Source organism: Salmonirosea aquatica, from assembly GCF_009296315.1.
Classification (GTDB): Bacteria; Bacteroidota; Bacteroidia; order Cytophagales; family Spirosomataceae; genus Salmonirosea; species Salmonirosea aquatica.
In genome coordinates this window covers 4,970,998-4,996,825 of record NZ_WHLY01000002.1, presented here as the reverse complement: position 1 = coordinate 4,996,825, position 25,828 = coordinate 4,970,998, and the positions used below count along the sequence as shown (strand labels likewise).

Here is a 25,828-nt window from a genome sequence, read left to right as displayed (position 1 = left end):
TTTACGCTGCGTACGTAGAGGCATCTCGGAAAATTTCCTAATATTACCAATGAATCTTTTTGGCCTACCCATCGCGTTTTGTGACCCGTCCGCCCGATTTTTAGCGCGTATTCGCAAGGCGGGTTGATGAACTGCTGGCTAATGGCCGGGGGTACCTGCCGAGAAGTCATCAAAACGTACTAAACCCTTCAAATCGGATAAACATGGTCCAGAGAATCTATTCAGAATGCCGGAACGGCTTGTTCGCAACACTGCTGGTGATAAGTTTATCGACCACCCAGGCAACCGGCCAGGCCAAAACCTCCACGAACTCCGCTGACTTCAAAAAGATAACCCTTACCCGTGATTTTCTTTCGGAGGGGGTAGCGGTGGCCGATCTGAACAAGGACGGGCGCATGGACATCGTGGCCGGGTACTACTGGTTTGAAGCGCCCGGCTGGCAGCGGCACGAAATGGCCCCGTCGCGCACATTTGACCCCCGGAAAGAGTACAGCAATTCGTTCCTGAACCTGGGCATGGATGTCAACCAGGATGGCTGGGACGACGTGGTAATTGTGGATTTCCCCGGTAAGCCGGGTTTCTGGTTTGAGAATCCGAAAAATAAACCGGGCGAATGGATCAAACACATCCTGGCCGACTCCGTGGGCATCTCGAACGAGTCGCCGGGCTTCATCGACATCGATGGCGACGGACGGCTCGACCTACTATGCGGCGACAAAGACAAGAAACAGATCGTGTGGCTGAAGGCACCGTCCCAACCCGGCGAAACGGAATGGAAGCGGTTTGCACTCAGTCAGGAAAATGTTCCGGGTACCGAGATTTTCTCCCACGGCATGGGCTGGGGCGACGTAAACCAGGATGGCCTGGCCGATGTGGTCGTGCGCGAGGGCTGGTTTGAAGGCAAAGCAAACAAAAAATCGGGTGACTGGACCTTCCATCCCGCCGCCCTGGGCGAACCCTGCTCTCACATGCAGGTACTGGACGTGAATGGCGATGGCAAAAACGATGTGGTCAGTGCGTCGGCCCACGCCCTGGGCGTATGGTGGCACGAACAGGTACCTGACGAATCGGGAAAGATCAACTTCAAAACCCATTTGATGAGCAATACCACCGCTCAGACGCATTCCTCCCTTATGGCCGACCTCAATGGGGACGGCCGGGCCGATTACATCACCGGAAAACGCTTTCTGGCGCACCACGGTCGTGACCCCGGCGACAGCGACCCGGCTATTCTGATGTGGTTTGAGTTTACACCCGGACAGGCCCCTTTTTATAAAGAACATATTGTGGACAACGACTCGGGGGCTGGACTCAACATCACTGTGCACGACATGAACGGTGATAAGAAGCCAGACATTATCGTCGCAAATAAGAACGGCGTATTCCTCTTCGAGAATCTTCTGAAAAAATAAAAATCCTCACGAACATCAAGCAACCAGACACCGATGCTACGGCGTCTGAGGCTATCGGCGGCTTCATGACGGGGCGAAGCAGGTACCCCCCTCAGAAGCAGCCGACCTGATGTCGGGCTGGGGCCACACCAGCCTCCACGTTCCACTTCTCCTGTCCAAGGCTCTGTAACGCAAATTACATCCGTATTTCTTTGCAGAATGGTACAGATTTTATAAGATTAGTCTCAATCTATTTCTGCTACCCTAGCCCTTACCATTATCCATAGGGTAAAAATCCGCCTCGGTATGGTTTATGTAGTTTCTCCCAGTAATCATCTAATCGTAGAAAAAGACAAAATAATACCCGAAACGATTGCTTAACCGAAGGCAATTGCATGATTGAGTTTTAACAGCATGGAAGACCGAGAAGACATTTACGTAGTAGGGGTAGGTGCATCAGCCGGAGGCCTGGATGCCTTATCCCGGTTGCTTTCCAAGTTCAACGGCAATACACATAACTTCTGCGTCGTGATTGTCCAGCACCTGAGTCCTGATTACAAGAGCGAACTAACTTCCATCCTGCGCAGGCGCTGCAAGTGGCCGGTGGAAAAAGCCGAGGACGGTACCCACGTAGCGCCACATCGGGTGTACGTGACTCCCCAGAACTGCTCCATCCTCATACATAACGGTACCCTGCTTCTGGAGAAGCTTCCCAGAAATTATTCCAACGCTCCCTCCATTGACACGTTTCTGAACTCACTTGCTCTTGACAAAAAACAGAAGGCTATCGGCGTTATTATGTCGGGTTTCGGTCAGGATGGTTCGAAGGGGATTCAGGCCATCAAGCAAGCCGGAGGATTTACTCTGATCCAGGACCCTGCCTCGGCCGAACACAAGGACATGCCCATGTCGGCCCTCGCCACCGGCCATGTCGACAGAGTACTCGAACCTGCGGTTATGTATGAAGAAATAACGCACTACATCAACAACCACACCGTACTGCAATCAAGCAATCCCAGGGAAAGAAGCGTCGACGCGATATTCGATTTACTGGCCCAGCGATCAGGAACGGATTTCTCCCAGTACAAGTCCTCGACCATCATGCGCCGCATGGACAAGCGTGTAGAGGCACTGAATCTGCCTTCTTATACGGATTACTACAAGATGATCAGGCAGAATCCCAAGGAGCTGGATGTACTGTTCGACACGGTACTGATAGGAATCACCGAATTTTTCAGGAATAAAGACTATTTCGATTCGCTGGCGAATGAACTGGAATTGCTACTGGGGGAAAAGAAATCCGGCGATAGCATCCGGGTATGGTGCGTGGGTTGCGCCACGGGTGAAGAACCTTATACCGTGGCCATTCTGCTAAGCGAACTTCTGGGTAGCACGATGGGCGATTACCAGCTACAGATCTTTGGCTCCGATATTGATGAAAGAGCGCTCAGCGCAGCCCGAAAGGGGGTATATGCCGCGAAAGATCTGAAGCATTTGCCCGAGGAGATCATGGCGAGGTATTTTGAAAAAACGGTTCAGGGCGGTGGGTACCAGGTCAGAAAAACGCTCAAGAAATACGTCCTATTTTCGAAACACGATATTACCAACGACCCTCCTTTCGTCAAGCTCGATCTGATTACCTGCCGAAATTTGTTCATCTATTTCAATTCCAGTCTTCAGAAAGAAACCCTGAAAGTGTTTCATTACGCATTGGTAGAGAATGGATTGCTCTTCCTGGGAAAATCCGAAAACATTTCCTCGGCCAGCGATCTTTTCATGAAAATCAACAAGCATAAGATTTTCAAGAAAGTCAGTTCGGAAACAACCCATAACCTGAATTTTTCAAGACGCAATGTGAACTATGCGTTTCAGCCTGATATGGAAAAGAAAGCACAGTCGGTCCGGAATATGTCCATCATTGACATCGCCAAAGAAACCCTGTACCATACCCATGAAAACCCTTTCGTCATCATTAACGAACAGGCCGAAATCAAGGAGGTCCAGGGTAGCCTGCGTCTGTACCTGGAAATAAGCCAGGGAGCCATGAATTCGAATCTGCTCAAGATGTCGAACCAGGAAATGACCCTTGAGATCAGGGGATTGCTGGCCCGAGTCAAAAAAACGGGGAAACTACAGGTTGGAAACGTCATCCGGTTTACGCTTTTTGAGAAGGAGCATTTTGTGCGGATCAAGATCATGCCGTTTATCTACCCCACGGGAGAAATGGACCATTTCATCGTGATGTTCGAGCAGATTAATCCGGGCGAGCATTACCTGATGCTGGATCATCAGGCCTCAAGTGCCGATTTTGTCGATTTTCGGATCAAGGAACTTGAACAGGAGCTGAGTATGGCCCGGGAGTACATGCATACCTTCACGGAAGAACTGGAAACCAGCAACGAGGAGCTACAGTCGCTGAACGAAGAGCTACAGTCGGCCAATGAAGAGCTCAAATCGTCCAACGAAGAGATGGAAACCAGTAATGAGGAATTGCAGTCGGCCAATGAGGAGCTGAACACCGCCAATAACGAATTGAGAATTTCCAACGAAATGATCATCGAGCGCGAGGCCGAGCTGAAGGTAGCGACGGATGAATTGAGGCGAAACGAAACCCTGTACCGAACCATTTCGGAGAATATCCCGAACGGGACCGTTGGGATTCTGAATGAGAAACATGAGATAGAATACATCGCAGGGAAAGGCCTGGAACAGTTCAAGATTGATCCCCGCGCCCTGGTAGGACAGAATCTGCCTGATCTGAACCCGTCGTCAACTCAGCGGAAATTATTGAAAAAAACTTTTCGGGATACGCTTGCCGGCAAATCCTGCACCATCGAATTTTCGTACACCAGCCATGCGTATTCTTTGCATACGATTCCCCTAAAGCTGGACATCAACAGCTCTACCAACAAAATCCTGTTTCTTTCCCAGGAAATAACCGAGAAAAAACTGGCCGACAACAGACTCAAACTGGCCATTGAAGCTTCCCGGTTGATTACCTACGATTATGACATTACTTCGGACCGCTATACGCTTTCGCCCGATTTTTATACGTTTTTCGAACTGGAAGAAGACGAATCGATCGGCCTTCAGAGTATTCTTCCCCTGATTCACCCCGATGACCTGCCCATTCGGGATGCGGCGTACGCCGATGCCATGGAGTCCGGGGAATTGAAATACGAAGCCAGACTTGTGCTGAAATCGGGCATAAAATGGATGAAGGTATTTGGGCGCATAATAAACGATACGGAAGGAAAACCACAAGGCGTAATTGGCGCCATCCTGGACAGCACAGCTGACCATGTGCTGCTGGATAAAATAAAAGAAAGTGAGGAACGCTTCAGAATTATTGCCAACAGTGCCCCGGTGAAGATCTGGATGAGTGACCAGGATAAAAGGTTTACTTATTTCAACTCCAAGTGGCTGGCTTTTACCGGCCGAACCCTCGATCAGGAATTGGGAGACGGTTGGCTCGAGTCCGTTCATCCCGAAGACCGGGCACAACTCATGGCTGATTTTAATGCTCATTTCGACCGGCGTGAGCCTTTCGTGCTGGAATACCGCATGATGCGGCATGACGGCACTTATCGCATCATGCAGGATGATGGTGTCCCCCGTTTTTCCGACGGAGGGGTGTTTGAAGGCTATATCGGTTCCTGTGTCGATATTACGGATAAAAAGCAATTCACTGACACCTTGGAACAGGAAGTGCAGCTGAGGACCGAACAACTGAAAGAAAGCAACCAAAAACTATACAAGGTCAACCTGAATCTGGAACAGTTCGCTTATATCGCCAGCCACGATATGCAGGAGCCACTGCGTAAAATCCAGATGTTCATCGCGCTGATGCAGAAGAATCTTTCGAACGAGGAAAAAGCGCTTGCCTACAGCCAAAAGGTTGCTAGTGCCGCCGACCGCATGGCAGCTCTGATCACCAATATACTGGAATACAGCCGGGTAAGCTCGGAAGATGAACGTTTTGAGGAGCTGGATCTCAACACGATCATTGACGAAATAGTCGTGGATTGCGAGCTGTTGATTCAGGAGAAAAATGCGGAACTGATCTACGGTGACCTCGGAAAAATATGGGGAGTCGAAATCCAGCTGTACCAGCTGTTCATCAATCTGGTCAAAAACTCATTAAAGTTCAATGAAGGTAAGCCCATCATTCGTATTACTACCGAAGAAATGGAAGGGAAGTCGCTCAAATCGACTTCTGTGCTCGATCCGGAACGTACCTATAAAATGATCAGAATCCAGGATAATGGAATCGGATTTAAGGAAGAGTACTCCGAAAACATCTTCGAAATGTTCAAAAGGCTGAACAGCAAGGACAAATACGTCGGTACCGGGATCGGTTTGGCCCTTTGCCGTAAAATTGTCGAAATGCATCATGGCTACATCGAAGCAGCCAGTCATGTGGGAGAAGGGGCTACCTTCACCCTGTACCTTCCGGTTCAGAATCGATAATGCTACCCAAAAAACAGAGCTACCTAGGGGTACCTTAAGGTGATTGATCACAGCGATTACCAGTCATAACCAATATCGGCCAGGCTTCACAAATCAGTTCTTCACACGGTACTTGATCGCTACATTCATCGAACAGATTCCGGTCCACTCTGTTCAGGCTCAGCGTAGGGGTGACGGGAATTGATACCCTAAATTCGCTTTTCCCGACACTTTTACCCATTAGCCCAGCCATGATACAAAACTACCTCAAAATCGCCTGGAGGAATCTGCTCAAATACAAGCTTTTTTCCTTCATCAACATCATCGGATTAAGCCTCGCCATTCCTTCCGCGCTGATGGCCCTGATCCAAATCGTGAATTACTATGAGTACGATAATTTCCACCAGGACGAAGAACGAATCGTACGTATCATAACCGACGAAAAACTGAACGATGGTACCATCACCAACTGGGCTTCGAGTCCGGTTCCACTGGCAGGGTACCTTGAAGAAAACCTGCCCGGCATTGACAACTCGGCCACAATCGTGAGGGATTCCAAATGGGTACTGAGTAACGGAATAAAAACCAAAAATATCAATGCGATTTATACCGACGCGTCGTTCTTCAATATGTTCAATTTCCCTTTGGAAAAGGGTACCTACCCCGTCGAGCCTAATTCGATTGTTTTGACCCACGAAACCGCCCAATGGTTTTTTAAAGATACCAATCCCATTGGCAGTATACTGGAGCATCCCCGCTATGGCGGCTTTAAGGTTGTGGGGGTTCTGAAGCATTTCAACCAACAAAAGACTCAGTTCCGAACCGACCTGTTTGTACCCTTCTCCAGCTATCTGAACACCCCGGATAAAACCAGGGACTGGTCGGCGCTCAATGCGCATACCTTCGTCAAACTATCCAGGGGGGTAGTTCGTGCCGATCTTGACCGGCAGTTGTCCGGGGTTTCGGGGCGAATCAGCAAATTCATTAAAACCGGGGATCAGAAAAGCTTTCTTCTGAAAGCGCAGTACCTGAACGAAATTTCGCCGTCGAAGACCATACTGGAAAACGATCCTTATGTCCAGGATATCAGGAGCATCTACCTGAATTTTGCGTTCCAGCTCATCATGATTTTGCTTGCTTCCCTGAACTACATCAACCTTACGTTGGCCCGGTCCATGAACCGAAGTCGTGAAGTGGGCGTGAGAAAAGTGGCCGGCGCTACCAAGACCCAGCTTGTCCTTCAATTCCTGGTCGAATCCGTGTTGGTTTCCTACATTGCCCTGGGGCTTGGACTGCTTTTATTGTGGTTCATCAAGGCTCAGATCCACGTGTCCTGGCTGACCTGGGAAATCGACCACCTAGGCTACCTGATCATACTGTTTTTTGTGTTCAATCTGATTCTGGGCTTGGTAGCTGGCCTATTTCCCAGTCTAATCCTGTCTTCCTATCAGCCGGTAAAAGTGTTGAAAGGTACCATTTCACCCGTAGGTTTTGGGCGAATCGGCTTTCGGAAATCCCTGATCATCGTTCAATTCACCATTGCGCTGGTCTATATCTTTTTCATTGGGCATGGGTTCCATCAAATCAATTACATGGCCCATGACAACGAAAACTACCAGCGCCAGGATATCCTCAATATAAACGTACCCAATGAGCGTTACAGGCTGTTGTCCAACGAATTGAGTGCGCTTAAGGAAGTACAACAGATCGGGTACACCTCGCTTACTTTTGGCAACACGCCCACCCAATCAGAAATCAAATTGGACAAGAACAGCGCGGGGCACCTGGCCTATTTCTATGCTGCAGACCGTCCATACATGGAGAATATGGAGCTAAAAATCGTGGCTGGGACCAATCTACTGGAGAGCAATTCCGATTCAGCCTCATCGATGGTCGTAGTCAATCAAAAGACGGTTGAAAAACTTAATCTGGGTTCAGAAAAGGATGCGATTGGAAAGCCGATCGTTTTGAATGATACCGTTACGGTAACCATCTCAGGAGTCGTAGCCAATTTCTGCCACTACGACTATGAAAAGAAGATCGAACCCATGGTTTTTCAGTACCGTCCCTCCTCATTTAAGGTGATGTGTTTGAAAACAAGCCCCGGGAGTGATCGGGAAGCGCTTGAAGCTTCCGTAGCCGCTATTTTCAAAAAATTCAACCCGTATCAGGAAATGAATGCCCAATGGCTCGATACCGATATGTATGAGCGCTACTACCCCTACGCCACCATGCGATTCATGGGCATGCAGGGTTTGGTGATTTTCGTGATTGCTATACTAGGGATGATTGGCATCCTTACGTACAGCCTGGAGAAGCGCACCAAGGAAATAGGCATCCGAAAAGTAATAGGAGCTACTACCGGCGAAATCATCCGATTGATGTCCCATGATTTTGTCAAACTGCTGGTAATTGCCACGATCATAGCCATCCCGGCCGGCGTTGCCATTGGGCTTTATATGAACACCTACCTCGTGTTCAACAACGGTATCAGTTACCTGACCATGTTTCTGTTGCTGGCCGTTGTGCTCATTTTTGCGCTGGGAGCGGTGGGTTATTTTTCCTGGCGTGCCGCCCAAACCAATCCGGCGGCGACACTGAAGGCCGAGTAGTATTTACTGCACGGTTTGCCTTTGGGCTGTCATGTCGGGCTTCAGAACCATTGGGGTCTATTATGGGTTAAAGGAAACAGTAAATTTCCTCTGTCTCCTTTAACCCTTCAACTTTCAGGCTCGTGAAAAACAGCATATTTACACTTGGCCTCGCTTTTTTACTGCTTCCGGGCCGTGCTTCCGCCCAGTACCTGCAGCCTGGTTTCGACAAGGTCGAGTATATCGAACTCCTGAAAGTGTCGGCGGCTTTTGGCGATTCGGCCTACGTGGCTACCTTTCCCAAGCCCGAACGCTACGATTTTGTGTACCGCTCGCCCGTCGTCGGGCTGGACAACCGATGGGATTTGTGGGTAGCCAAAGACAAAACCCGCCCCACCGCTGTGGTGAGTCTGCGGGGTACCACCGCCAACAGCGTGAGCTGGCTGGGCAATTTTTACGCCGCCATGGTACCCGCCAAAGGCGAGCTTACCTTGGGCGAAAAAGATACTTTCCCCTACGAACTGGCCACCAATCCGGCGGCAGCGGTGCACGTGGGCTGGCTGGTGAGCATGGCGATCCTGTCGCGCGACATCCGTCCCAAGCTCGATTCGTGCTACCGGACGGGTATCCATGATTTTATTCTGATGGGCCACAGCCAGGGCGGAGCCATCAATTATCTGCTCACGGCCTACCTGTACAACCTGCAAAAGAAAGGCGAACTACCCGCCGACCTGCGCTTCAAAACCTATTGTAGCGCGGGGCCCAAGCCCGGCAACCTGTATTTTGCCTACGACTACGAAGCCGCCACGCAGGCGGGCTGGGCCTACAATGTGGTCAACTCGGCCGACTGGGTACCGGAGGTACCTTTGTCCATTCAGACACTCGACGACTTCAATGTTACCAATCCATTCGTGGGGGCCAAGGGGATTATCAAGAAGCAGAAATTCCCGAACCGGGTGGCTTTGAAATACGTCTACAACCGCCTGAGCAAACCTTCACGCCGCGCCCAGAAGAACTACCAGAAATACCTCGGGAATATTGCTTCGGGACTGGTGCAGAAGAATATCGCGGGCTATACACCCTCGGAATATTACAACAGCAATAACTACGTCCGCACGGGCAATACCATCGTGCTGCTCGCCGACGCCGACTACTACCAGAAGTTTCCGGATAGCGCCGAGAAAGTTTTCACGCATCATTTCCATCCACCCTACCTATATTTGGCCCAAAAACTGGACTTGAACAATACGAATTCCGAAACAGGGAACGCACCGACTCCGCTCGAAGGTACCTGGGAGGCCAACTATGTCATGGGCTCTCCCACGCCCTTTGCGGAGCTGTACCCCAACAAAAAACCTGCGCTTGTGTTCGATCTGGCCGAAAAACGGGTGAGTGGTAACACGGGCTGTAATCAGTTCAGTGGCCCGCTGGTGCGCGATGGTAAAAAAATCCAATTCTCCGATCAGATGACCATGACCCGGATGTTTTGTCCCGGCGGCGGAGAAACCTTGTTTTTGAAAACCCTGAATTCGGTCAATTCCTATGCCATTAGCCCCGACGGTACCACGCTCTCCCTGATTGGGGGCGATGTAGCCCTGATGCGCTTGACCAAAAAATAGCTGAAATTTTTAGCTGATGGCTTTACTTTTTGTAAAAAAACACAAACCTAAATCTTTCGAAACCGATGAAGTACCCTCTCTTGCTGGCTACCCTGCTTTTAACCGCTGCCTGTACCTCCGAAAAAACCGACCAAACCGATACCAGTCAGGAATCCGAAGCCGTCGAGGCCGCCGAATCGTCCACCTGCTATGCCGCCATCCTGGGTCAGGATACCCTTTCACTGCGGGTAGAGCGCATGAGCGATGACGTGACGGGTGACCTGGCGTACAATTTTTATGAAAAAGACGATAACGAAGGTACCATCGAGGGAAAAATGCACGGCGATACACTGCTGGCCGACTATACCTTCATGTCCGAAGGTACCGAGTCGGTGCGGCAGGTAGCCTTCCTGAAAAAAGGCGACGGTTTCGTGGAAGGGTACGGCGATATGGAGGATCAGAATGGCAAAATGGTCTTTAAAAATACCGCAGCGCTGGATTTCGGATCGAACTCGGTATTTAAGAAAGTACCCTGCAACGAGTAGCTCCTTCACGACCATGACATTACGCTTTTCATTTTGTGTGATGCTGTACGTATTCGCTGCATGTACGGCCAAAAAGCAGAATGAAAAACCGGAAATCGAGGATATACCCGCTTCCGGCCTTTCCGGAAAAGAGCTTTCCATCGCGCATTGCAGTCGGTGTCATGGGTACGTAAATCCTGAATTATTGCCAAAGTCAAGCTGGCAGGAGGTACTTCCAGCCATGGGACATCGGATGGGTATCTACAGCTCCGGCTCCAGGCCCGACAGCCTGTTTGATGGCGGTACAAGCGGTGCCCGGGTACGCGAGGCCGATATCTTTCCCGAGAAGCCGATCCTGGCGCGGGAGGATTGGATCCAACTGGTGAACTATTACCTCGACAATGCGCCGGACACGATTCCGCCCCCGCTGCGCAAAAGTCCGATCCGCATCGGCCTGAAACATTTCAAATACAAAGAAATCGCCGTTTCGCACCGTCCGGCCCTGACCTCGCTGGTCAAAATCCTGCCCAATCGCCGGGGCATTGTGTATGGTGACGGAAAAAGTGGGCGCAATCTTCTGACCTTTCTCGACGCCGATCTTCGTGAGAATTACAGCCTGCCCCTACAATCGACGCCCGTCCAGTTTTATGAAAAAGACAGTGCCATATACCTGACCACGGTAGGAAAGGGCGTTTTTCCAACGGATGCCGCCGAGGGTACCCTACAGCGGCTGACGAAAAACGGCGCAGCACCAGGCTACCAGCCTGGTGCTGTGGCCATTCAATACCTGCGGCGGCCCGTTTCGATGGCCTACGGCGATTTGAATCAGGACGGGCTCGACGATGTGGTGGCCTGTGAATTCGGCAATCAAACCGGACAATTGGCCTGGTATCCCAGCAACGGCCGGGGAGGGTATGATAACAAACGGATTTTACGCGAGAAACCCGGTGCCATTACGGCCATCGTCAAGGACGCCAACCGCGACGGGCTGCTGGATATTTACGTGCTCATGGCGCAGGGTGACGAGGGCGTTTTTCTGTACGAAAATCAGGGCAAGGGTACCTTTCGGGAAAAACGGCTGCTCTCTTTCCTCCCCCTCAATGGATCGCAATACATCGAACTGGCCGATTTTAACAAAGACGGTTTTGACGATATTGTGTATGTGTGTGGCGACAACGCCGACAAAACCCCGATTCAGAAGAATTATCACGGCATTTATATTTATCTCAACGATGGCAAATCCAACTTCACCCAATCCTACTTCTACCCCCTGAATGGCGCTTATAAAGCCATGGTGCGGGACTATGATCTGGATGGCGACCTCGACATTGCGGCTATTTCGTTTTTTCCGGACTACCTCCGTTATCCCGAGGAAAGTTTCATCTATTTGCAAAACAAGGGAAATCTGAAATTCGACGATTATTCATTTCCCGAAGCTGCCAAAGGTAGGTGGGTGGTGATGGATGCCGGCGACCTGGATGCGGACGGGGATGTGGATCTGGTGCTGGGTTCTTTTGTCTATTTCCTGCCGCAGGGCGATACTACAGGATTAGGTAAAAAATGGCTGTCCACCTCGCCTTCGGTGATTGTGCTGGAGAATACCATTCGTTAAGCAGTATGGCCTGGATTTTACTTATATTCGTCCTTTCACTAAATTTTAGTGACCCATGAATGCTATCCAAACCTTTGCTACGCCTGACCGACTTCGATTGAAAAATCACAATTCAGGTCGATATATTTATAGAGTCAAACAAAACGCATCAGGAGGCTGTATCTTTATTTCGCTTCCTTTAAAATCCTTCACATTGCGTGTAATGATACAGTCAATTTTTTCTACCGAAGACGCGCAGAAAATTTGAATAGAATCTTCGAAATCTTTATGAGTAGACCGTAGTCCTTTTTTTATAATATCCACATCAACGGCTATTACCGTAAGGAATTCCAAAAGAGTATTTAGTACCTCTCTAAGATTCTTTTCTTCAATGTACTTTTTCAATAAATAGTGCGTCGTGGCAATGGAATGTGAGGAGGTAAATAATTCCAAATTGCCTTCTTCTGCATTTTGAAAAATCTCAATGGCGTATTTACTAAACGGCTTTCGATCCGAAATCAGATCCACAATAATATTGGTGTCAAGAAAGATTTTAGTCATAGATGCTTTTTTCCCAATTCGGCTCTTAATACTTTCTTTTCGTCAAAATCGTGTGGAAGATTAACCACGCCTACAATTTTTTTTAATTTAGGAGACAATTCCGTTGTGGGATCTTCTTTTGTTACCATATCAAGATAATTTTCGATTATCTCTGATAAACTTCTTCCCGTGTGCTTAGCGTATGCTTTTGCTCGCTCTATTACTGATTTTTCGACCGTCAAAGTGAGTTTCGTATTCATAACACGTATATTTTTTTTAAAAGTACGTATTACGTTTGAATTCTCCAACCAGCTTGCCCATAAGGTAGCGCAAAAGGGAGGAATTATTCCATTCTAACAGTCACCCCGTCACATTTTAAAAAAAAAGGGCAGGGTACCTTGCCTTTCCTTCGTCATTAGGTCATCCCATCGATTTCAGGAGAAATGAGGGTACCTTTACTTTTGACTCATAACCTACCACTTGTACCAATCAATTATTTAACGACTACATGAAAAAACTATTTGTCCTGACCCTTTTGCTGGGGTTGATTTCCAACATTTCCTTTGCCCAGAAAGGCAAGCCGATGTTTCCGCCCACCGATCAAGAGAAGCTCGGCATGGTATCCTACACCTACCGCAACAGTTTTTCGAAAGATGTGGGCGCTACGCTGGATACCATCAAGGCACTGGGTATTACCAATATCGAATTCTCGAACCTCTTTAAGCGCACGGCGAAAGACATCCGGGCGCTGCTGGACGAGCGGGGCATGAAGTGCACTTCGTTTGGGGTACAGTACCCCGATCTGGAAAACAAAATTGCGGAGGTAGGTACCAATGCCAAAACCCTGGGTGCGGAGTTTGTGCGGGTAGCGTGGGTACCTCATCAGGGCGATTTTACGCTGGACATGGCCAAAAAGACCGTGGATGATTTTAACAAATTCGGCAAGACTTTGAAAGACGACTACGGCCTTGCCTTTACTTACCACAACCACGGCTACGAGTTTCAGCCCGTACCCGCCGAGGTAGCGTCGGAAGTAAAGGGAGGCAACGAAAAAACTTTGTTTGACTACATCGTCCAGAAAACCGATCCCAAATACGTGAATTTTGAAATGGACATTCTCTGGACTTTCTTCCCCGGACAAAATCCGGCCGAAATCCTGAAAAGGTACCCCAACCGCTTCAAACTCATGCACGTAAAAGACCTTCGCAAAGGCGTGGAAGGCAATTTGTCGGGAGGTACCCCGGTGCAGAATGATGTGGCACTGGGCACCGGCCAGCTGAACTTAGCCGAAATCCTGAAAGCCGCCGACAAAACCAGCATCAAGTACTACTACATCGAGGACGAAAGCCCGAGCATTTCGACGCAGGTACCCATCAGTATTGCTTTTTTGCGGGGCGTGAAAAAATAACATCTTGCCCTTGGCCTAAATAGAAAAGCCCCCTGGCATCGGATTCGCCGATGCCAGGGGGCTTTTTTGATTTCCATTATTTTCTAGTCCTTATTGAAATACATCCAGTCCAGGAAGAACATTTCCTCCTTGGCTCCCGAAGGGCTTTTGAAGACAAAATACAGGTCGTGCACACCGGCAGTTGGCTTCAGGCTCGCCGTGGCGTCCTTCCAGCCCTTGGTGTAGTCGGCTGCTTTCCCAGGGGGTACCTTTAGGGTACCTACCAGAGGGCCGTCGGCCTTGTCGAGGTGAATTTCGAGGGTACCCCCTACTCCTTCTTCCAGCAGCCGGAAGGTGATGCTTTTGATATGCGTCAGATCGAGTTGATTAAACCTGACGAACCGATTAGGGTAGGTCTGCCGGATGTAGGTAATAAAGCCTGTGTTTTCCGTCCCGATCACCACCCACACGTTTCCATCTTCATAGTCTTCCAACTCCACTTTGGGATTGCGCAGCACCAGATGCGCCCGCGCCGGCAAAGGTTCGATGCCGTTGGCACCTTTGTCGAGGTAGTTAGCCAGGAGCACGTACGCACCCTGACTGCCTTTGCCAATATGATCGGTCAGCTTGAGTTGACCGCTGAGCGGAAGTGAAACCGGTTTTTCGTCGAGCGAGAGAATGTATCTCACCAGCCCTTTGGCCTCATCGGACGGCAGGTCAGGATGCGCGGACATGGCGTAGGTACCCCAGTTGCCGCTTCCTCCCTTAATCACTTTATCCGCCAGGGCATCCACGGCCCCGGCTTTTCCGTGGTAACGCCCGGCGATGTCTTTGAGGCTGGGCCCGACGGATTTGGAGTCGCGGGCATGGCACGCCTTGCAGTCCAGGGTGTTGTAGAGCTTTTCGGCCTCCGCGTGCCGAAGATCGCCCTGGGTAGCGCCGCTGAGGGCACCGGCCAGGTCTTTGCCAAAGGGCAGGTAGTTGAACGAAACCGTTGCCCGTGTGGCATCGATCGGGTTGTCCTCTGAATCCTGAATCTGCACGCGATAATCCAGCCCGGTACCCTCCCAGTAAAAGCTGCGGTTGGAAGCGCTGGCAATCGTAGCCCGCGGGGGCGAGTTACCTACCTTGATCTCAACCGTAGCCGTCCCTGTGCCGCCCTGCTGGTCCGTGGTTGTCAGGGCCACAGGGTAGGTACCCGGCTTGGTGAACACATGGCTGATTTCCGGCCCGGACCTGGTTTTGCCACCGACCTTCCAGGTATAGGTAAGCTTATCCCCCTGATCATAATCCCGCGAATCGGCGGCCGAAAGTTTGACGGTGAAAGGTACCGCTCCGTACAAGCCACTGGCCCTGATGGCAGCCACCGGATTCCGGTTGCCCTCCGAATACTCCACCCGCAACAGGCCGGCATCGGCACTTTTGGCAAACCAGTTGGTACCGTACGCCAGCAGGTACACGGCCCCGTCGGGCGCAATCTTCATGTCCATGGGCGATATCACTTTCAGGTGGGGCAGGAAGGGCTCCATGCCGACATAATTGCCGTTCGGGTCCAGGGTAACGGCCATGATCCATTTCCGTATCCAGTCATAAATAAAAAGCTTTCCGTGGTAGTAGTCCGGCAGTTTGTAGGGAGCATCGGGGTACAGGTCACTGTAATACACGGGCCCGGCCATGGCGCTGGCTCCGCCCTTTCCCACCAGTGGGAAGCGGCTGGACTCGCCTTTGTTGTACCAGATCATGGGCGGCTGGGCGGGAGGCAGCTCCCGGATGCCGGTGTTGTTGGGCGAATCGTTGATCGGCCGCAGGGGGTCTTTTTTTGGGCCCTCCTTTTTGGTGGCGAAGTCATACTTGGGCAATGCTTCGTTGTTGCCCACAAAATACGGCCAGCCAAAAAAGCCCGGCTGGCGGGCCTGGTTGATTTCATCGAAGCTTATCAACCCGCCCTCGGCCGAGGGTACCTTGGTGTCGGGCCCTACGTCGCCCCAATAAACATAGTTGGTTTTGGGATCGATCGAAACCCGGAACGGATTCCGACTGCCCATGGTATAGATTTCGGGTCGGCCCTTGCTTCCATCCGCCGGAAACAGGTTGCCCTCGGGGATCGAGTAGGCGGGCGCGCCCGCGGGTCCATCCGGTTCGGGCTTGATACGCATGATTTTACCGCGCAGATCGTTGGAGTTGGCCGAGGTACCCTGATCGTCGGCTAGTTCGCGGCCGGGCCGCTCGTCCACGGGTACATAGCCTTCGGTTTCTTCGGCGTTGGTGTTATCGCCCGTAGAGAGGTACAAAAATCCTTTGGCGTCAAAGGTAAGGTACCCCGCCGAATGACAGCAGTACTTGCGCTGGGTAGGAAATTCAAGGAGTGTTTTTTCGGTGTTCAGTAAAAGCTGATCCCCCCGTAGTTCCATGCGCGAGAGCCGGGAGATGGACTTGTCGCCCCCTACGGCATAGAAGAAATAAAGCCAGTGGTTGCGCGCGAAATCCGGGTCGGCGGCAACCCCCAGCAGACCATCCTCGATCCCGCTGAACACGTGCAGGCGGGCGAGGGTTTTGAGTTGCTTTGCCTGAGCGTCGTACATCCGCACGCCCCCTTTCCGCTCGACGATCACCACATTCAGATTGGGCAGAATGGCCATTTCCATGGGTTCGTCCAGGCCCTGGGCCAACATCATGGGCGTAAAACGGCTGCTGTCCGGGATAGCACGCCCGGGCGGGATACCTAGGGTAAGGCGACGATCGGAAGAGACAAAAGAGGCCAGCAATAGCCCCGACCAAACGACCAGATTTACAAGTTTGACGGACATGACATTCAGCGCATTGAAATTAGGTACCGTGTAAAAGTATCCGCTTGCTTAAACCTACCCTGGCAAGGGTTGTTAAACACACCCCTAGGAATCGAGTAGACACAAGGCAAACCCTGTATGTGAGATACGGTCTAGGAAATCGGCATGTCACAAAAAGTCAGTTTGATAATAGAAAATTAATTATTTCCTTACGTCAAACTAACAAGATATACAGATGGACGAAAAACAAATATTTAAGATAACACGTAAGTTTTATGAAGACCTTTTAGATGACTATCAATGGCTTCAAATGACTTTTACTGATAATCTTTATGAAACAATAGAAAAGGTAGTTTCTGAAAATAATGACAAACCGATTTGGATAATTAAAGAAAAGGTAAATTCAGCTATCAGTCATCTATATTTTAATTACCGAACTGTTCGGTTGCAAAGAGATTACATTTAGAGTGTGTTTGTGGTTTGCGGTATTTAAATGTGAGCAGATGCTTTACTTCATAACAGAGAAAGAAATCTCCTAATACTTAATAACTTGATTATGTGCAAGCTACTCCAGCTTATTCCGATAAATTAAAAACTGTTATAAGCATTCGCATTATTGTAAAATTCCTCAAAAACCTCCCCTACCCGCCATACGTCCTCGAAGGAGTTGTAGAGCGGTGTGGGGGCCAGGCGGATGCAATTCGGCTCGCGCCAGTCGCCGATGATATTGTTCTCAACCAGCGTATCAAAGAGCTTTTTGCCGTCTTTTTCCACCAATAACGAGAGTTGACAGCCACGCGCGGCGGGTTCGGCCGGTGTCATGATCGTAATCGGGTTACCAAATTTCTGGTTTATTTCCCCCAGAATGTATTCAAGGTACCCCGTCAACCGCTCGCTTTTGGTCCGCAGATTACCGATCCCGGCTTGCTCAAAGATTGCCAGCGAAGCCCGATGCACGGCCAGGGCCAGAATGGTGGGCGTACTGAGTTGCCAGCCGTCGGCCCCCGGCATGGGCACAAAGCCGGGCGTCATTTCAAAACGGCGGGCTTCATCGTAGCCCCACCAACCCGCCAGGCGGGGCAGGTCGGCATCGTGGTTCTTCTCATGGACAAAAATCCCGGATACCCCGCCCGGCCCCGAATTGAGGTACTTATAGGAACACCAGGTGGCAAAATCCACGCCCCAGTCGCGCAATTGTAGTGGAGCGTTGCCCACCGCGTGGGCCAGGTCGAACCCTACTTTGATGCCGTGCCGGTTTGCTTCGGCGGCAATAGCTTTCATATCGAATACCTGCCCCGTGTAGTAATGCAGTCCGCTCATCATCACCAGCGCCAGGGTACCTTGGTGTTCCCGGATAGCGTCCAGCAGGGTTTCGGTTTTCAGGGTGTAGCTTCCGGCCTCCGGCTTGATTTCGATGATCGTATCAGCCGGGTCGAGGCCCCGGCTCCGTACGTGGGTTTCGAGGGCGTACTGATCGGAAGGAAAATCGCCCGCCACGGTAAGTACCCGGGTGCGGGTACCCTCGGGGCGGTAAAAACTCGTCAGCATCAGGTGCAGGTTCACCGTCAGGTTATTCATCGGGCAAACTTCCGACGGTTTGGCGCCCACAATTTCTGCCAGCGTTTGCTTACAGTACTTATGGTAGTACAGCCAGGGCTCTTTGCCTTCAAACCAGCCCTCCACGCCATGATTTTGCCAGACATCCAGTTCGCGTTCCAGCACCTGCCGCACCGATTTGGGTTGAAGACCCAGCGAATTGCCGCAGAGGTAGGTGATCGTTTTACCATCTTTTTTGGGAATCAGGAATTTGTCGCGAAACGAGCGCAACGGATCGTCCTGATCCTGCTGTTGGGCGTAGGCAAGCGTGGGCGGGTAGTGAAGCACGGGTGGGTATCGGTCAGTTGAATAGTACGAAAATGTAAATCTACTGGAAAGCCGGGGCGAAACCTCAACGCTCCGTACCGACTTTCCGTGATTCAATCCCTTACTACCCAACTACCCTCAACATTGCACCGTTACCCGCAGGTAGATGGCCGGTATCGAAAGGGTGTCGGGGGTAGGACTCGTATTCTGGCTGTTAAACAAGTTTTCGAGTTCCTCCCGCAGCTCGGCGGCCTTGCCATTCTTTTCGGCCGCCTCGAATGCATTCATGGTAGGGCCATAGTATTCCCTGAACATCCTGACAAATTCGGTCGGAGAATAGTCCGCGTAAAAAGTAAAGGTATCGCGCATGAAAGAGATGTTGTCCCGGGAAATCCCCGCAGCACCAAAACGCTCGATCACGTGCTCTTCCACGCCCCATAGCATCGGACTCACAAAGCCCTCGGGAGGTGGTGGCGTATAGGCCGAGCTGATCCTGAGAATCTGAGCAACCAGGGTAGGGTCACCCGGGATCCAGTTTCCCATGACGATTTTTCCACCCGGACGCGTGACACGCACCATTTCCTTAGCGACGTCAAACGGCCTGGGGGCAAACATGACGCCAAAGATGCTTATGATGCGGTCAAAAGCCTGGTCGGGCAATTCGCGCAGATCGGTGGCGTCCCCCTCCTGAAAGGTACAATTGGTCAGTCCCTGCTCCTGCGCACGCCGGTTGCCCGCTGCCACCAGGTTGCTGGCGATGTCGACCCCTAATACCTTAGCACCACGTTTGGCTTCGGGCAGGGCCGTCGTACCATCGCCACATCCCAGTTCAAGAATTTCCAGGTCCGGTGTGATATCAAGTTTGGCGACCAATTCCTCACCGCTTTTGCGCATGGTTTCGGCCATACGGGTAAAATCGCCCTTTTCCCATAATGCTTTGTTTGGATTCATTGTGTTTTGTTTAGATGAAGTAGCTAATTGGAATGCACAACGACATACGGCTTTCTGCCTAACTATGAAATCATTGCCTCCCAAAATTAACATTCCCCCAATAACAGGCTACTAAAACTTAGTGAGTGGTAGGTAGGGGCCGCTACGCGCTACTGGGCATTAAAAAGCCGGAACTTTGAGTGTTCCGGCTATCCTAAAAAAGTAGGTACGCGATTCGGTCAGCCTTACATGTCGCTGTGCGCTGCCGCTGTTTTCTGGCAGCACTTGGGTAGCTTGTCGTGGGCTTTCTGGTCGGCAACCACTTCGTCGGCATCATAGCCGGTTTTCACAATGGTTTCCTTGATAGAAGCTACGTCCGTTTTCTTCGGATTATACTTCACGGTCATGACCTTGTCATCGAGATTGAGGTTGGATTCCTTCACGCCCTTGGACAGTCCCAGGTTACGTTCCAGCCGTTCCTTACACATTTCACAAATGGCGGAGGTCTTTATTTTCACTACTTTCTCACCCGACTGCGCGAAGCTCATTGTCAGGGAAAAGGCGAAGAGAATTGAAAAAAGGATTGTTTTCATGATAGTTATTGATTTGGGTTTTAAATACATTAATGGTCGTGTTGAGTACTGTCGGCATTGGCAAGAGCGATTTCTTTTAAACCCATGGAGCAAACGGGACATTTCCCGGCTTCGGCGTAGGTTTTTTCGCCCTCGCATTTCATCGGGCACGCATACTGCTTGGAACCAGCTACCTGCTCTACTGCGGTTTTTCCGGTAGCCTCGGTGGTACTTTCTTTATGGCCCGAACAAGCGGCCAACGTTCCAAACACCAACGCAAAAAAGACTTTTTTCATGTTTTAAAAGTTGTGATTGATCTGGTAAAATTATTTTCCGGGTAACGCTGACCGCGTTGGTTAAACCTGATCCAGCGTTTTCCGCACCAGACCGGCGTCTTTCTTGTATTGGCCGGGGGTTAGTCCGGTCACTTTCTTAAACTGATTACCCAGATGCGCCGCGCTGCTATAGCCCAGCCGCCAGGCAATTTCGGTCATCGACAGTTCGCCGTAGGAAAGCCATTCTTTCACCTTTTCGATTTTTTGGGCAATGATGTACTGCTCAACGGTTTGTCCAGTGGTCGCCGAAAACAAATGACTCAGGTGAGAATACTCGTAGCCGCATTTTTCCGACAGGTAGTCCGAAAAATTCATCTGCGCCGGTTTCCGGGCTTTAAGGTGTTGTACCTCGTCAATAATCAGCTTTTTCATGTACTCCACCAGCACCAGCCGCGCATCTTCCAGCAGTTCGAAGCCGTTGGCCTCCAGGCGCGCTTTCACCTGCTGCGCCTGTCCGGCGGAAAGCGTCCCGGCCAGTTGGACGGAACCCAGTTCGATTTGTTCAACGGTCAGGCCCAACGCTTCTAGTTCCTCCCGCACCACTTTGATGCAGCGGTCGCACACCATATTTTTGATGGAAAGTTTCATAGGCTTCAGCGTTTGATTTTATAACGTACCCCCGCGTAAATCGTGCGTCCGACTACGGGGGCCCACACGATGCCCGCATCGAACCGCTGTCCGAAAGGATCATTGGCCCCGATAATTGGGTTCGACTGCCGGTAATTGCCCAGATTCTCGCCCCCCAGGTACACATCCCACCGGACAAAGGTCCGGGTAACCTGCGCATTCAGATTAAAGAAAGCCGGAGCTAGGTCGGTGGGCATATTCAGGTACGAAGTATGGTCGTAACCCGGATCCAGGTTCGGGATGCGCCGCTTTCCATTCCACTGTACTGTAAAATCAAACTTCCATTTGTCGTAGGGTAGCGCGTAGCCCGCATTGAACAGCACCCGGTCGCGGTTGATCATCATGCGGGGCAGCAGTACACTTTCTCCGAACGGCTCGCCCATGGTCTGTTTTACGTCGAACAGGCGGTAGGCCAGTTTTAATTCCAGCCGCTTGACGGGAACGAGGTTCACTTCGGCCTGGAAGCTGTTGGCAAAAGCTCTGTCTTGCAAATTATAAAAGTACAGGTACCCCGGATGCTCCACGTCGGCCACCAGTTGGTTCTGGAAGTTGGTGCGGTAATAATCCAAAATCCAGGTACCCGACATAGTACCTACATTGAACTCCCGCGTCAGGCTCGCGCCATAATTCCACGAAACCTCGGGCCGGATTTTCTCCCGAAACACCACCGACCGCGCACTCACCAGATTCCCAAAGTACTCGGCCAACGGATTACTTACCCGGAAACCCCGGCCGGCCGATAGCCGCAGGGCGGTATTGCCGTCAAGCTGGTATTTCAGGTGCAGTCGGGGCGTAAACTGGGTACCGTAGAGGTTATGAAAATCTATCCGCGAGCCCGCCACCAGCGTAAATTTATTGAGATTGTTATACGTGTATTCAAAAAACGCACCGGGTACCGACTCGGTTCGTAGCAAGGTCGTATCCCGGTACAGCTCGTTGTAGTCGTCCAGTAGGTAGCTCACGCCCGTTTTGAAGGCGTGGTTGGTATTGCCGATGATGGATTGGTAGATCAGATTGCCGTACAACGTTTGCTGACGGCCGTTATAGGGCGTAAAACCAAAGTACGAGCGTTGATCGTGGATGGAAGCATTCAGAATCAGACCCAACCCTTTGTAAGGCTGGTCTGGAAAGAGTTTGGCGGTTTTAGAAAACACTTCCAGGCGGTTGATCTTTGCGCCAAATCCGTAGTAGGGCGATCCATTGGGTCCGGTTTGTCCACGTCGGTCGGGATTAAAACCAACTTGTCCGCCCGTTCTGTCTTCGTGCAGCACTTTCACCCCGAATTGTGCCATCATCTTTTCGCTCTGGTACTTCCAGCGCTGCACGGCATTAAATTGAGTATAGAGCGGCAAATCCAGAAATCCGTCGCCGTTGTTGTCCACACGATTGCGCAGGGTACTGGCATGGGTCAGCAGGCCCGCACTCCATTTGTCGTTGATCTGATGCGCCAGATTCAGGTTCAGTTCGGCGCGGCCAAAGTTATTGACGTAGGCATTGACGTAGAGTTTTTCGCGGCTGTCGGGCTTCTGCAATTCCACATTGATCTGTCCCGTCATGGATTCGTAGCCATTCACGACCGAGCCCGCGCCTTTACCAACGTCGATGGATTGAATCCAGGTACCGGGTATGAAATTCAGGCCGAACGTGGTACCTAACCCCCGAATATTCGGAATATTCTCGACATTGGTCTGAATGTAGGTACCATTCAGACCCAGCATCTGAATTTGCTTGGAGCCCGTCACGGCATCGGCATACGAAACCGACACCGAGGCGTTGGTTTCGAAGCTTTCGGACAGATTGCAGCAGGCGGCTTTGGCCAGCGCCCGGCTGGTAATGATTTCGGTTTGGATAGGCGACATCCGGTCGATGGTGGTGGAGTTACCCTGCACCACCACCTCGTCGAGCGATTGCGCCGAACGAAGCACAAACTCTACTTCGGCCTCCCCTACTACTTTCAGGGTATCGTTGAGGTACCCTACAAAGCTCACCACCAAGCGGTTGGATTGGGCGCTGCGCGGAATAGAAAAGTGGCCACTCGTGTCGGTCGTTGCGCCCAGCGTGGTACCGGCCCAATACACATTAGCTCCGGGCAGGGGTACCTTTTGGGCCGTGGTACCTGAGAGTTCGTAGACGGCCCCATGCAGTCCCTGGGCCTTAACGACCCTCGCCGAATACATGAGCAGTGCGATCGTAAGTAAACTATAAAATCGGAAATTCATAGAAAAGACTAGTCATAAAGGATGATAAGAAAGCAAGCCCTATAAGAATAAGACTCTAATTATCAATTAACTAGCTATTCTAAATCAGAAAAGTCTGGACGAACGAAAGCATACTTCGTCCATAGTGAAGGGAGGAAAAGGAATGAAACGAAGTGGTTAGAGGAGAAACAATTAGAGGCAAATTGCTGCCTTCAAACAGGAAGTTCTGAAACGGAATCGCCGCTGGATCAGCCGCTGGTTTGAGAAGCTTTATGGTAAAGGAAGCTGACGAAACCACCTTGACATTGTGGTACTTATGACTCTCTTCGCAGCAAGCTTTTTTCTTAAATTGCAGCGAGGAAGCGATTCGAGTCTTCGATTCCGTAGCCGGTTTACACGCTTTACAACCCGTAGCAGTTTTTTTCAACGCCGCCAACTCCACCGACTTACCCCGCATCATACAGCTGTGTTCCACCAGCCCAAAGCCCGTGCTGCTCAGCAGCACGACAAAGGCCATCACGATGGCAAAAAGTCTATATGGTCGGTTTTGAATCATAAATTGGCCGGGCAGCGATCCGCTATTGGAACAACAACTTCATTATTAAATAGTTCAGCTCAATCCTGGGGCAGGCTATGCAATCGGCATAGCCTCGTAGCCTGCCTCTTTTATTAAACGTGTCACTTCATCGGGTGACTTGTCAGTCTTCACAGTCAGGATGCGGTCGGGGCTTTGCAGATCCACTTCCCAGTTTTCGATGCCCTCGGCCTGATCGAGGTAGGGTTTCACAGCGGCGATGCATCCTCCGCATTTGATATTGGTTTTGAATTCCTGAGTTACCATGGTTTGTACTTTTCGTTTTTGCAAAGGTCGGAAATTTTAGGGAAGGTACCTTTGCAGAATTTTGGTCGGGGGTTGCAGGATTTGATTATTGTTAGCCCATATTTCCAATTTATCCAAACTAATCCATTAAACCACACCGCTTCCGAGGAGTCCAACCGCCGTTGAAAAAACGCAGGTGCAACTACTATGAAAGAATCATTTTTTCTGAGTCAACGGCTGGGCTTCACGAATGCACAGGCCGCACCCATCGGGCGCGTGGGAATCAGGAAATTCCTGACTCTTAGCCTGGCCTCTTCCCCGACTATGCCAGAACCCGCCTTGCTGCAGGGTTCACCGCGTACCCGCGAGGAATTGCGGAACATTCGTCAGATGGATCAGCCGGATAAGGCAAAATTTGCCGTTACCGAGCGCCGGCGCGCCGTAGGACTAGCGCACCTGTGGCTCGAAAAGATGCATACGGATGAATTTCCGCTCCGGGAAAAGATGGTGTTATTCTGGCACAATCACTTTGTTTCGGATATTCAGAAAGTCAAAGTCAGCTACGCGATGTGGCGCCAGAACGCGCTCTTCCGCGAAATGGCCTTCGGGAATTACCGGGAACTCACCCGGCGGATTCTGTACGACAACGCCATGCTGGCGTACCTCGACAATACCCAGAATAAGGCCAATAAACTCAACGAAAACCTCAGCCGCGAGCTGCTGGAACTTTTCACGCTGGGCGTGGGAAACTATACCGAAACCGATATAAAGGAAGGTGCCCGGGCGCTGGCTGGCCTCAACCTCGGTGACGCGGGCGGACAGTACTACAACTTCTGGGAAGACAAGGGTACCAAGACCTACCTGGGCAAGACCGGCAACTGGAAAGCGGACGATATGGTCGATCTTATTTTTGATCATCCCAAAGCCGGAGAACTTTTGATGACGAAATTCCTGAAATTCTTCGTCACCGATTCACCTTCTGCGACACTCGTTGCTGACTACACCACGGCTTTCCGTAAGGCAGATTTTGAAATGACACCTATGCTCGAAAAGTTGGTGGATGATAGCCGCTTTACCCAAAGTCAGGGGATGAAAATCAAAGACCCGGTCACGTATCTGTTGCAGCTTCTGTACGAATTTCAGCAGGAGGTACCCCCGGCGCTCTTCACCCAATACTACTGCAACGAGCAGGGAATGAAGCTGCTGAATCCGCCGAATGTCAAAGGCTGGGATGGTGGCCGATCGTGGCTGAGTTCCCAAAAATTGTTACAGCGCGTGGGGATCGTATCACAGCTGGCGGGTGGCAAGAGCCTTGGAAATCCGAAAGCAGGCAGGCAGATGCAAAGTATGCCCGAAGAAATGAAAACCATGATGGATCCGGAAAACGAACCGCGGACGAAGCCCGCGTTGCGCTGGGACCAAACGCTCACCAAGAACAAGGCCATCATTCAGGAGCTGACCGACCGAAACCTGTTCGCGGTGAGTCCCGACTTGCAGAATGACTGTGAACAACTGCTGAAATACGATTTCGACGCCAAATCAAGTACCGCTAATCTTTCGGTGACTCGTTTGGCCGAGCACATCATGAAATCGCCCGAGTTCCAGATTTATTAAAACCCCAACTTC

Annotated in this window: 20 protein-coding genes; 9 read left to right on the top strand and 11 right to left on the bottom strand. The window is 50.8% G+C overall.

The genetic code is table 11. The features are described from left to right. Nucleotides 1-203: 203 nt before the first annotated feature. The 6 genes from GBK04_RS21735 (at nucleotide 204) to GBK04_RS21710 (ending at nucleotide 12,165) form a co-directional block, all read left to right on the top strand. Nucleotides 204-1,412 (top strand): FG-GAP repeat domain-containing protein, encoded by a 1,209-nt coding sequence (locus tag GBK04_RS21735; RefSeq protein ID WP_152763346.1) that lies wholly within the window; start codon nucleotides 204-206, stop codon nucleotides 1,410-1,412. Nucleotides 1,413-1,805: 393 nt separating this feature from the next. Next, nucleotides 1,806-5,861, top strand: coding sequence for a CheR family methyltransferase (locus GBK04_RS21730; RefSeq protein ID WP_152763344.1), 4,056 nt, complete (start codon nucleotides 1,806-1,808; stop codon nucleotides 5,859-5,861). 230 nt (nucleotides 5,862-6,091) lie between these two features. After that, nucleotides 6,092-8,452: an ABC transporter permease gene (locus GBK04_RS21725; protein ID WP_152763342.1), complete on the top strand. Its 2,361-nt coding sequence runs from the start codon at nucleotides 6,092-6,094 to the stop codon at nucleotides 8,450-8,452. 122 nt (nucleotides 8,453-8,574) lie between these two features. Next, nucleotides 8,575-10,050 carry an META domain-containing protein gene (locus GBK04_RS21720; RefSeq protein WP_373331198.1) on the top strand — a complete coding sequence of 492 codons (1,476 nt, stop codon included), beginning with the start codon at nucleotides 8,575-8,577 and terminating at the stop codon, nucleotides 10,048-10,050. 65 nt (nucleotides 10,051-10,115) lie between these two features. Continuing rightward, nucleotides 10,116-10,574: a hypothetical protein gene (locus tag GBK04_RS21715; protein WP_152763340.1), complete on the top strand. Its 459-nt coding sequence runs from the start codon at nucleotides 10,116-10,118 to the stop codon at nucleotides 10,572-10,574. Nucleotides 10,575-10,587: 13 nt separating this feature from the next. Further along, nucleotides 10,588-12,165, top strand: a complete 1,578-nt coding sequence (locus GBK04_RS21710) for an FG-GAP repeat domain-containing protein (RefSeq protein ID WP_152763338.1) — start codon at nucleotides 10,588-10,590, stop codon at nucleotides 12,163-12,165. A gap of 126 nt (nucleotides 12,166-12,291) precedes the next feature. On the opposite strand, the gene GBK04_RS21705 is transcribed toward GBK04_RS21710, so the two are convergent. Next, entirely contained in the window at nucleotides 12,292-12,705 is a 414-nt protein-coding gene (locus tag GBK04_RS21705; RefSeq protein ID WP_152763336.1) for a type II toxin-antitoxin system VapC family toxin, read from the bottom strand. Further along, nucleotides 12,702-12,944: a DUF6364 family protein gene (locus GBK04_RS21700; protein WP_152763334.1), complete on the bottom strand. Its 243-nt coding sequence runs from the start codon at nucleotides 12,942-12,944 to the stop codon at nucleotides 12,702-12,704. The genes GBK04_RS21705 and GBK04_RS21700 overlap by 4 nt, the downstream gene beginning before the upstream one ends. Before the next feature lie 248 nt (nucleotides 12,945-13,192). Between GBK04_RS21700 and GBK04_RS21695 the strand changes: the two genes are divergently transcribed. Then, nucleotides 13,193-14,092, top strand: a complete 900-nt coding sequence (locus tag GBK04_RS21695; protein ID WP_152763332.1) for a sugar phosphate isomerase/epimerase family protein — start codon at nucleotides 13,193-13,195, stop codon at nucleotides 14,090-14,092. Between the two features lie 83 nt (nucleotides 14,093-14,175). On the opposite strand, the gene GBK04_RS21690 is transcribed toward GBK04_RS21695, so the two are convergent. Further along, the gene (locus GBK04_RS21690) at nucleotides 14,176-16,878 is read right to left on the bottom strand and encodes a PQQ-dependent sugar dehydrogenase (protein WP_152763330.1); all 2,703 of its coding nucleotides are present in this window, start codon (nucleotides 16,876-16,878) and stop codon (nucleotides 14,176-14,178) included. A gap of 214 nt (nucleotides 16,879-17,092) precedes the next feature. On the opposite strand from GBK04_RS21690, the gene GBK04_RS21685 reads away from it, so the two are divergent. Continuing rightward, the gene (locus tag GBK04_RS21685) at nucleotides 17,093-17,323 is read left to right on the top strand and encodes a hypothetical protein (RefSeq protein WP_152763328.1); all 231 of its coding nucleotides are present in this window, start codon (nucleotides 17,093-17,095) and stop codon (nucleotides 17,321-17,323) included. 122 nt (nucleotides 17,324-17,445) lie between these two features. On the opposite strand, the gene kynU is transcribed toward GBK04_RS21685, so the two are convergent. The 8 genes from kynU to GBK04_RS21645 all read right to left on the bottom strand — a co-directional run bounded on the left by kynU (nucleotide 17,446) and on the right by GBK04_RS21645 (nucleotide 24,247). Next, nucleotides 17,446-18,741 carry a kynureninase gene (kynU, locus tag GBK04_RS21680; RefSeq protein WP_373331197.1) on the bottom strand — a complete coding sequence of 432 codons (1,296 nt, stop codon included), beginning with the start codon at nucleotides 18,739-18,741 and terminating at the stop codon, nucleotides 17,446-17,448. A gap of 117 nt (nucleotides 18,742-18,858) precedes the next feature. After that, on the bottom strand, nucleotides 18,859-19,671 hold the full coding sequence (locus GBK04_RS21675; RefSeq protein ID WP_152763324.1) for a class I SAM-dependent methyltransferase: 813 nt from the start codon (nucleotides 19,669-19,671) through the stop codon (nucleotides 18,859-18,861). A gap of 224 nt (nucleotides 19,672-19,895) precedes the next feature. Then, nucleotides 19,896-20,243: a heavy-metal-associated domain-containing protein gene (locus GBK04_RS21670; RefSeq protein ID WP_152763321.1), complete on the bottom strand. Its 348-nt coding sequence runs from the start codon at nucleotides 20,241-20,243 to the stop codon at nucleotides 19,896-19,898. 29 nt (nucleotides 20,244-20,272) lie between these two features. Then, nucleotides 20,273-20,518: a heavy metal-binding domain-containing protein gene (locus tag GBK04_RS21665; RefSeq protein WP_152763320.1), complete on the bottom strand. Its 246-nt coding sequence runs from the start codon at nucleotides 20,516-20,518 to the stop codon at nucleotides 20,273-20,275. 60 nt (nucleotides 20,519-20,578) lie between these two features. Then, a complete protein-coding gene (locus GBK04_RS21660; RefSeq protein WP_152763318.1) occupies nucleotides 20,579-21,145 on the bottom strand; it encodes a helix-turn-helix domain-containing protein in 567 nt (188 codons plus the stop codon). Nucleotides 21,146-21,150: 5 nt separating this feature from the next. Continuing rightward, on the bottom strand, nucleotides 21,151-23,403 hold the full coding sequence (locus GBK04_RS21655) for a TonB-dependent receptor (protein WP_152763316.1): 2,253 nt from the start codon (nucleotides 23,401-23,403) through the stop codon (nucleotides 21,151-21,153). A 79-nt stretch (nucleotides 23,404-23,482) separates the two neighbouring features. Continuing rightward, entirely contained in the window at nucleotides 23,483-23,938 is a 456-nt protein-coding gene (locus GBK04_RS21650) for an HYC_CC_PP family protein (RefSeq protein ID WP_152763314.1), read from the bottom strand. A gap of 75 nt (nucleotides 23,939-24,013) precedes the next feature. Beyond that, entirely contained in the window at nucleotides 24,014-24,247 is a 234-nt protein-coding gene (locus GBK04_RS21645; RefSeq protein WP_373331196.1) for a heavy-metal-associated domain-containing protein, read from the bottom strand. Between the two features lie 162 nt (nucleotides 24,248-24,409). Between GBK04_RS21645 and GBK04_RS21640 the strand changes: the two genes are divergently transcribed. Continuing rightward, nucleotides 24,410-25,816, top strand: coding sequence for a DUF1800 domain-containing protein (locus tag GBK04_RS21640; protein ID WP_152763312.1), 1,407 nt, complete (start codon nucleotides 24,410-24,412; stop codon nucleotides 25,814-25,816). Nucleotides 25,817-25,828: the final 12 nt, after the last annotated feature.

What these genes read in the sequence shown, in the direction of transcription:
- GBK04_RS21675 (WP_152763324.1), bottom strand. Translation starts at nt 19,671, where the DNA reads ATGAATCCAAACAAAGCATTATGGGAAAAGGGCGATTTTACCCGTATG.
- GBK04_RS21685 (WP_152763328.1), top strand. Translation starts at nt 17,093, where the DNA reads ATGGACGAAAAACAAATATTTAAGATAACACGTAAGTTTTATGAAGAC.
- GBK04_RS21730 (WP_152763344.1), top strand. Translation starts at nt 1,806, where the DNA reads ATGGAAGACCGAGAAGACATTTACGTAGTAGGGGTAGGTGCATCAGCC.
- GBK04_RS21715 (WP_152763340.1), top strand. Translation starts at nt 10,116, where the DNA reads ATGAAGTACCCTCTCTTGCTGGCTACCCTGCTTTTAACCGCTGCCTGT.
- GBK04_RS21695 (WP_152763332.1), top strand. Translation starts at nt 13,193, where the DNA reads ATGAAAAAACTATTTGTCCTGACCCTTTTGCTGGGGTTGATTTCCAAC.
- GBK04_RS21725 (WP_152763342.1), top strand. Translation starts at nt 6,092, where the DNA reads ATGATACAAAACTACCTCAAAATCGCCTGGAGGAATCTGCTCAAATAC.
- GBK04_RS21650 (WP_152763314.1), bottom strand. Translation starts at nt 23,938, where the DNA reads ATGATTCAAAACCGACCATATAGACTTTTTGCCATCGTGATGGCCTTT.
- GBK04_RS21670 (WP_152763321.1), bottom strand. Translation starts at nt 20,243, where the DNA reads ATGAAAACAATCCTTTTTTCAATTCTCTTCGCCTTTTCCCTGACAATG.
- GBK04_RS21660 (WP_152763318.1), bottom strand. Translation starts at nt 21,145, where the DNA reads ATGAAACTTTCCATCAAAAATATGGTGTGCGACCGCTGCATCAAAGTG.
- GBK04_RS21710 (WP_152763338.1), top strand. Translation starts at nt 10,588, where the DNA reads ATGACATTACGCTTTTCATTTTGTGTGATGCTGTACGTATTCGCTGCA.
- GBK04_RS21640 (WP_152763312.1), top strand. Translation starts at nt 24,410, where the DNA reads ATGAAAGAATCATTTTTTCTGAGTCAACGGCTGGGCTTCACGAATGCA.
- GBK04_RS21655 (WP_152763316.1), bottom strand. Translation starts at nt 23,403, where the DNA reads ATGAATTTCCGATTTTATAGTTTACTTACGATCGCACTGCTCATGTAT.
- GBK04_RS21705 (WP_152763336.1), bottom strand. Translation starts at nt 12,705, where the DNA reads ATGACTAAAATCTTTCTTGACACCAATATTATTGTGGATCTGATTTCG.
- GBK04_RS21665 (WP_152763320.1), bottom strand. Translation starts at nt 20,518, where the DNA reads ATGAAAAAAGTCTTTTTTGCGTTGGTGTTTGGAACGTTGGCCGCTTGT.
- GBK04_RS21735 (WP_152763346.1), top strand. Translation starts at nt 204, where the DNA reads ATGGTCCAGAGAATCTATTCAGAATGCCGGAACGGCTTGTTCGCAACA.
- GBK04_RS21690 (WP_152763330.1), bottom strand. Translation starts at nt 16,878, where the DNA reads ATGTCCGTCAAACTTGTAAATCTGGTCGTTTGGTCGGGGCTATTGCTG.
- GBK04_RS21700 (WP_152763334.1), bottom strand. Translation starts at nt 12,944, where the DNA reads ATGAATACGAAACTCACTTTGACGGTCGAAAAATCAGTAATAGAGCGA.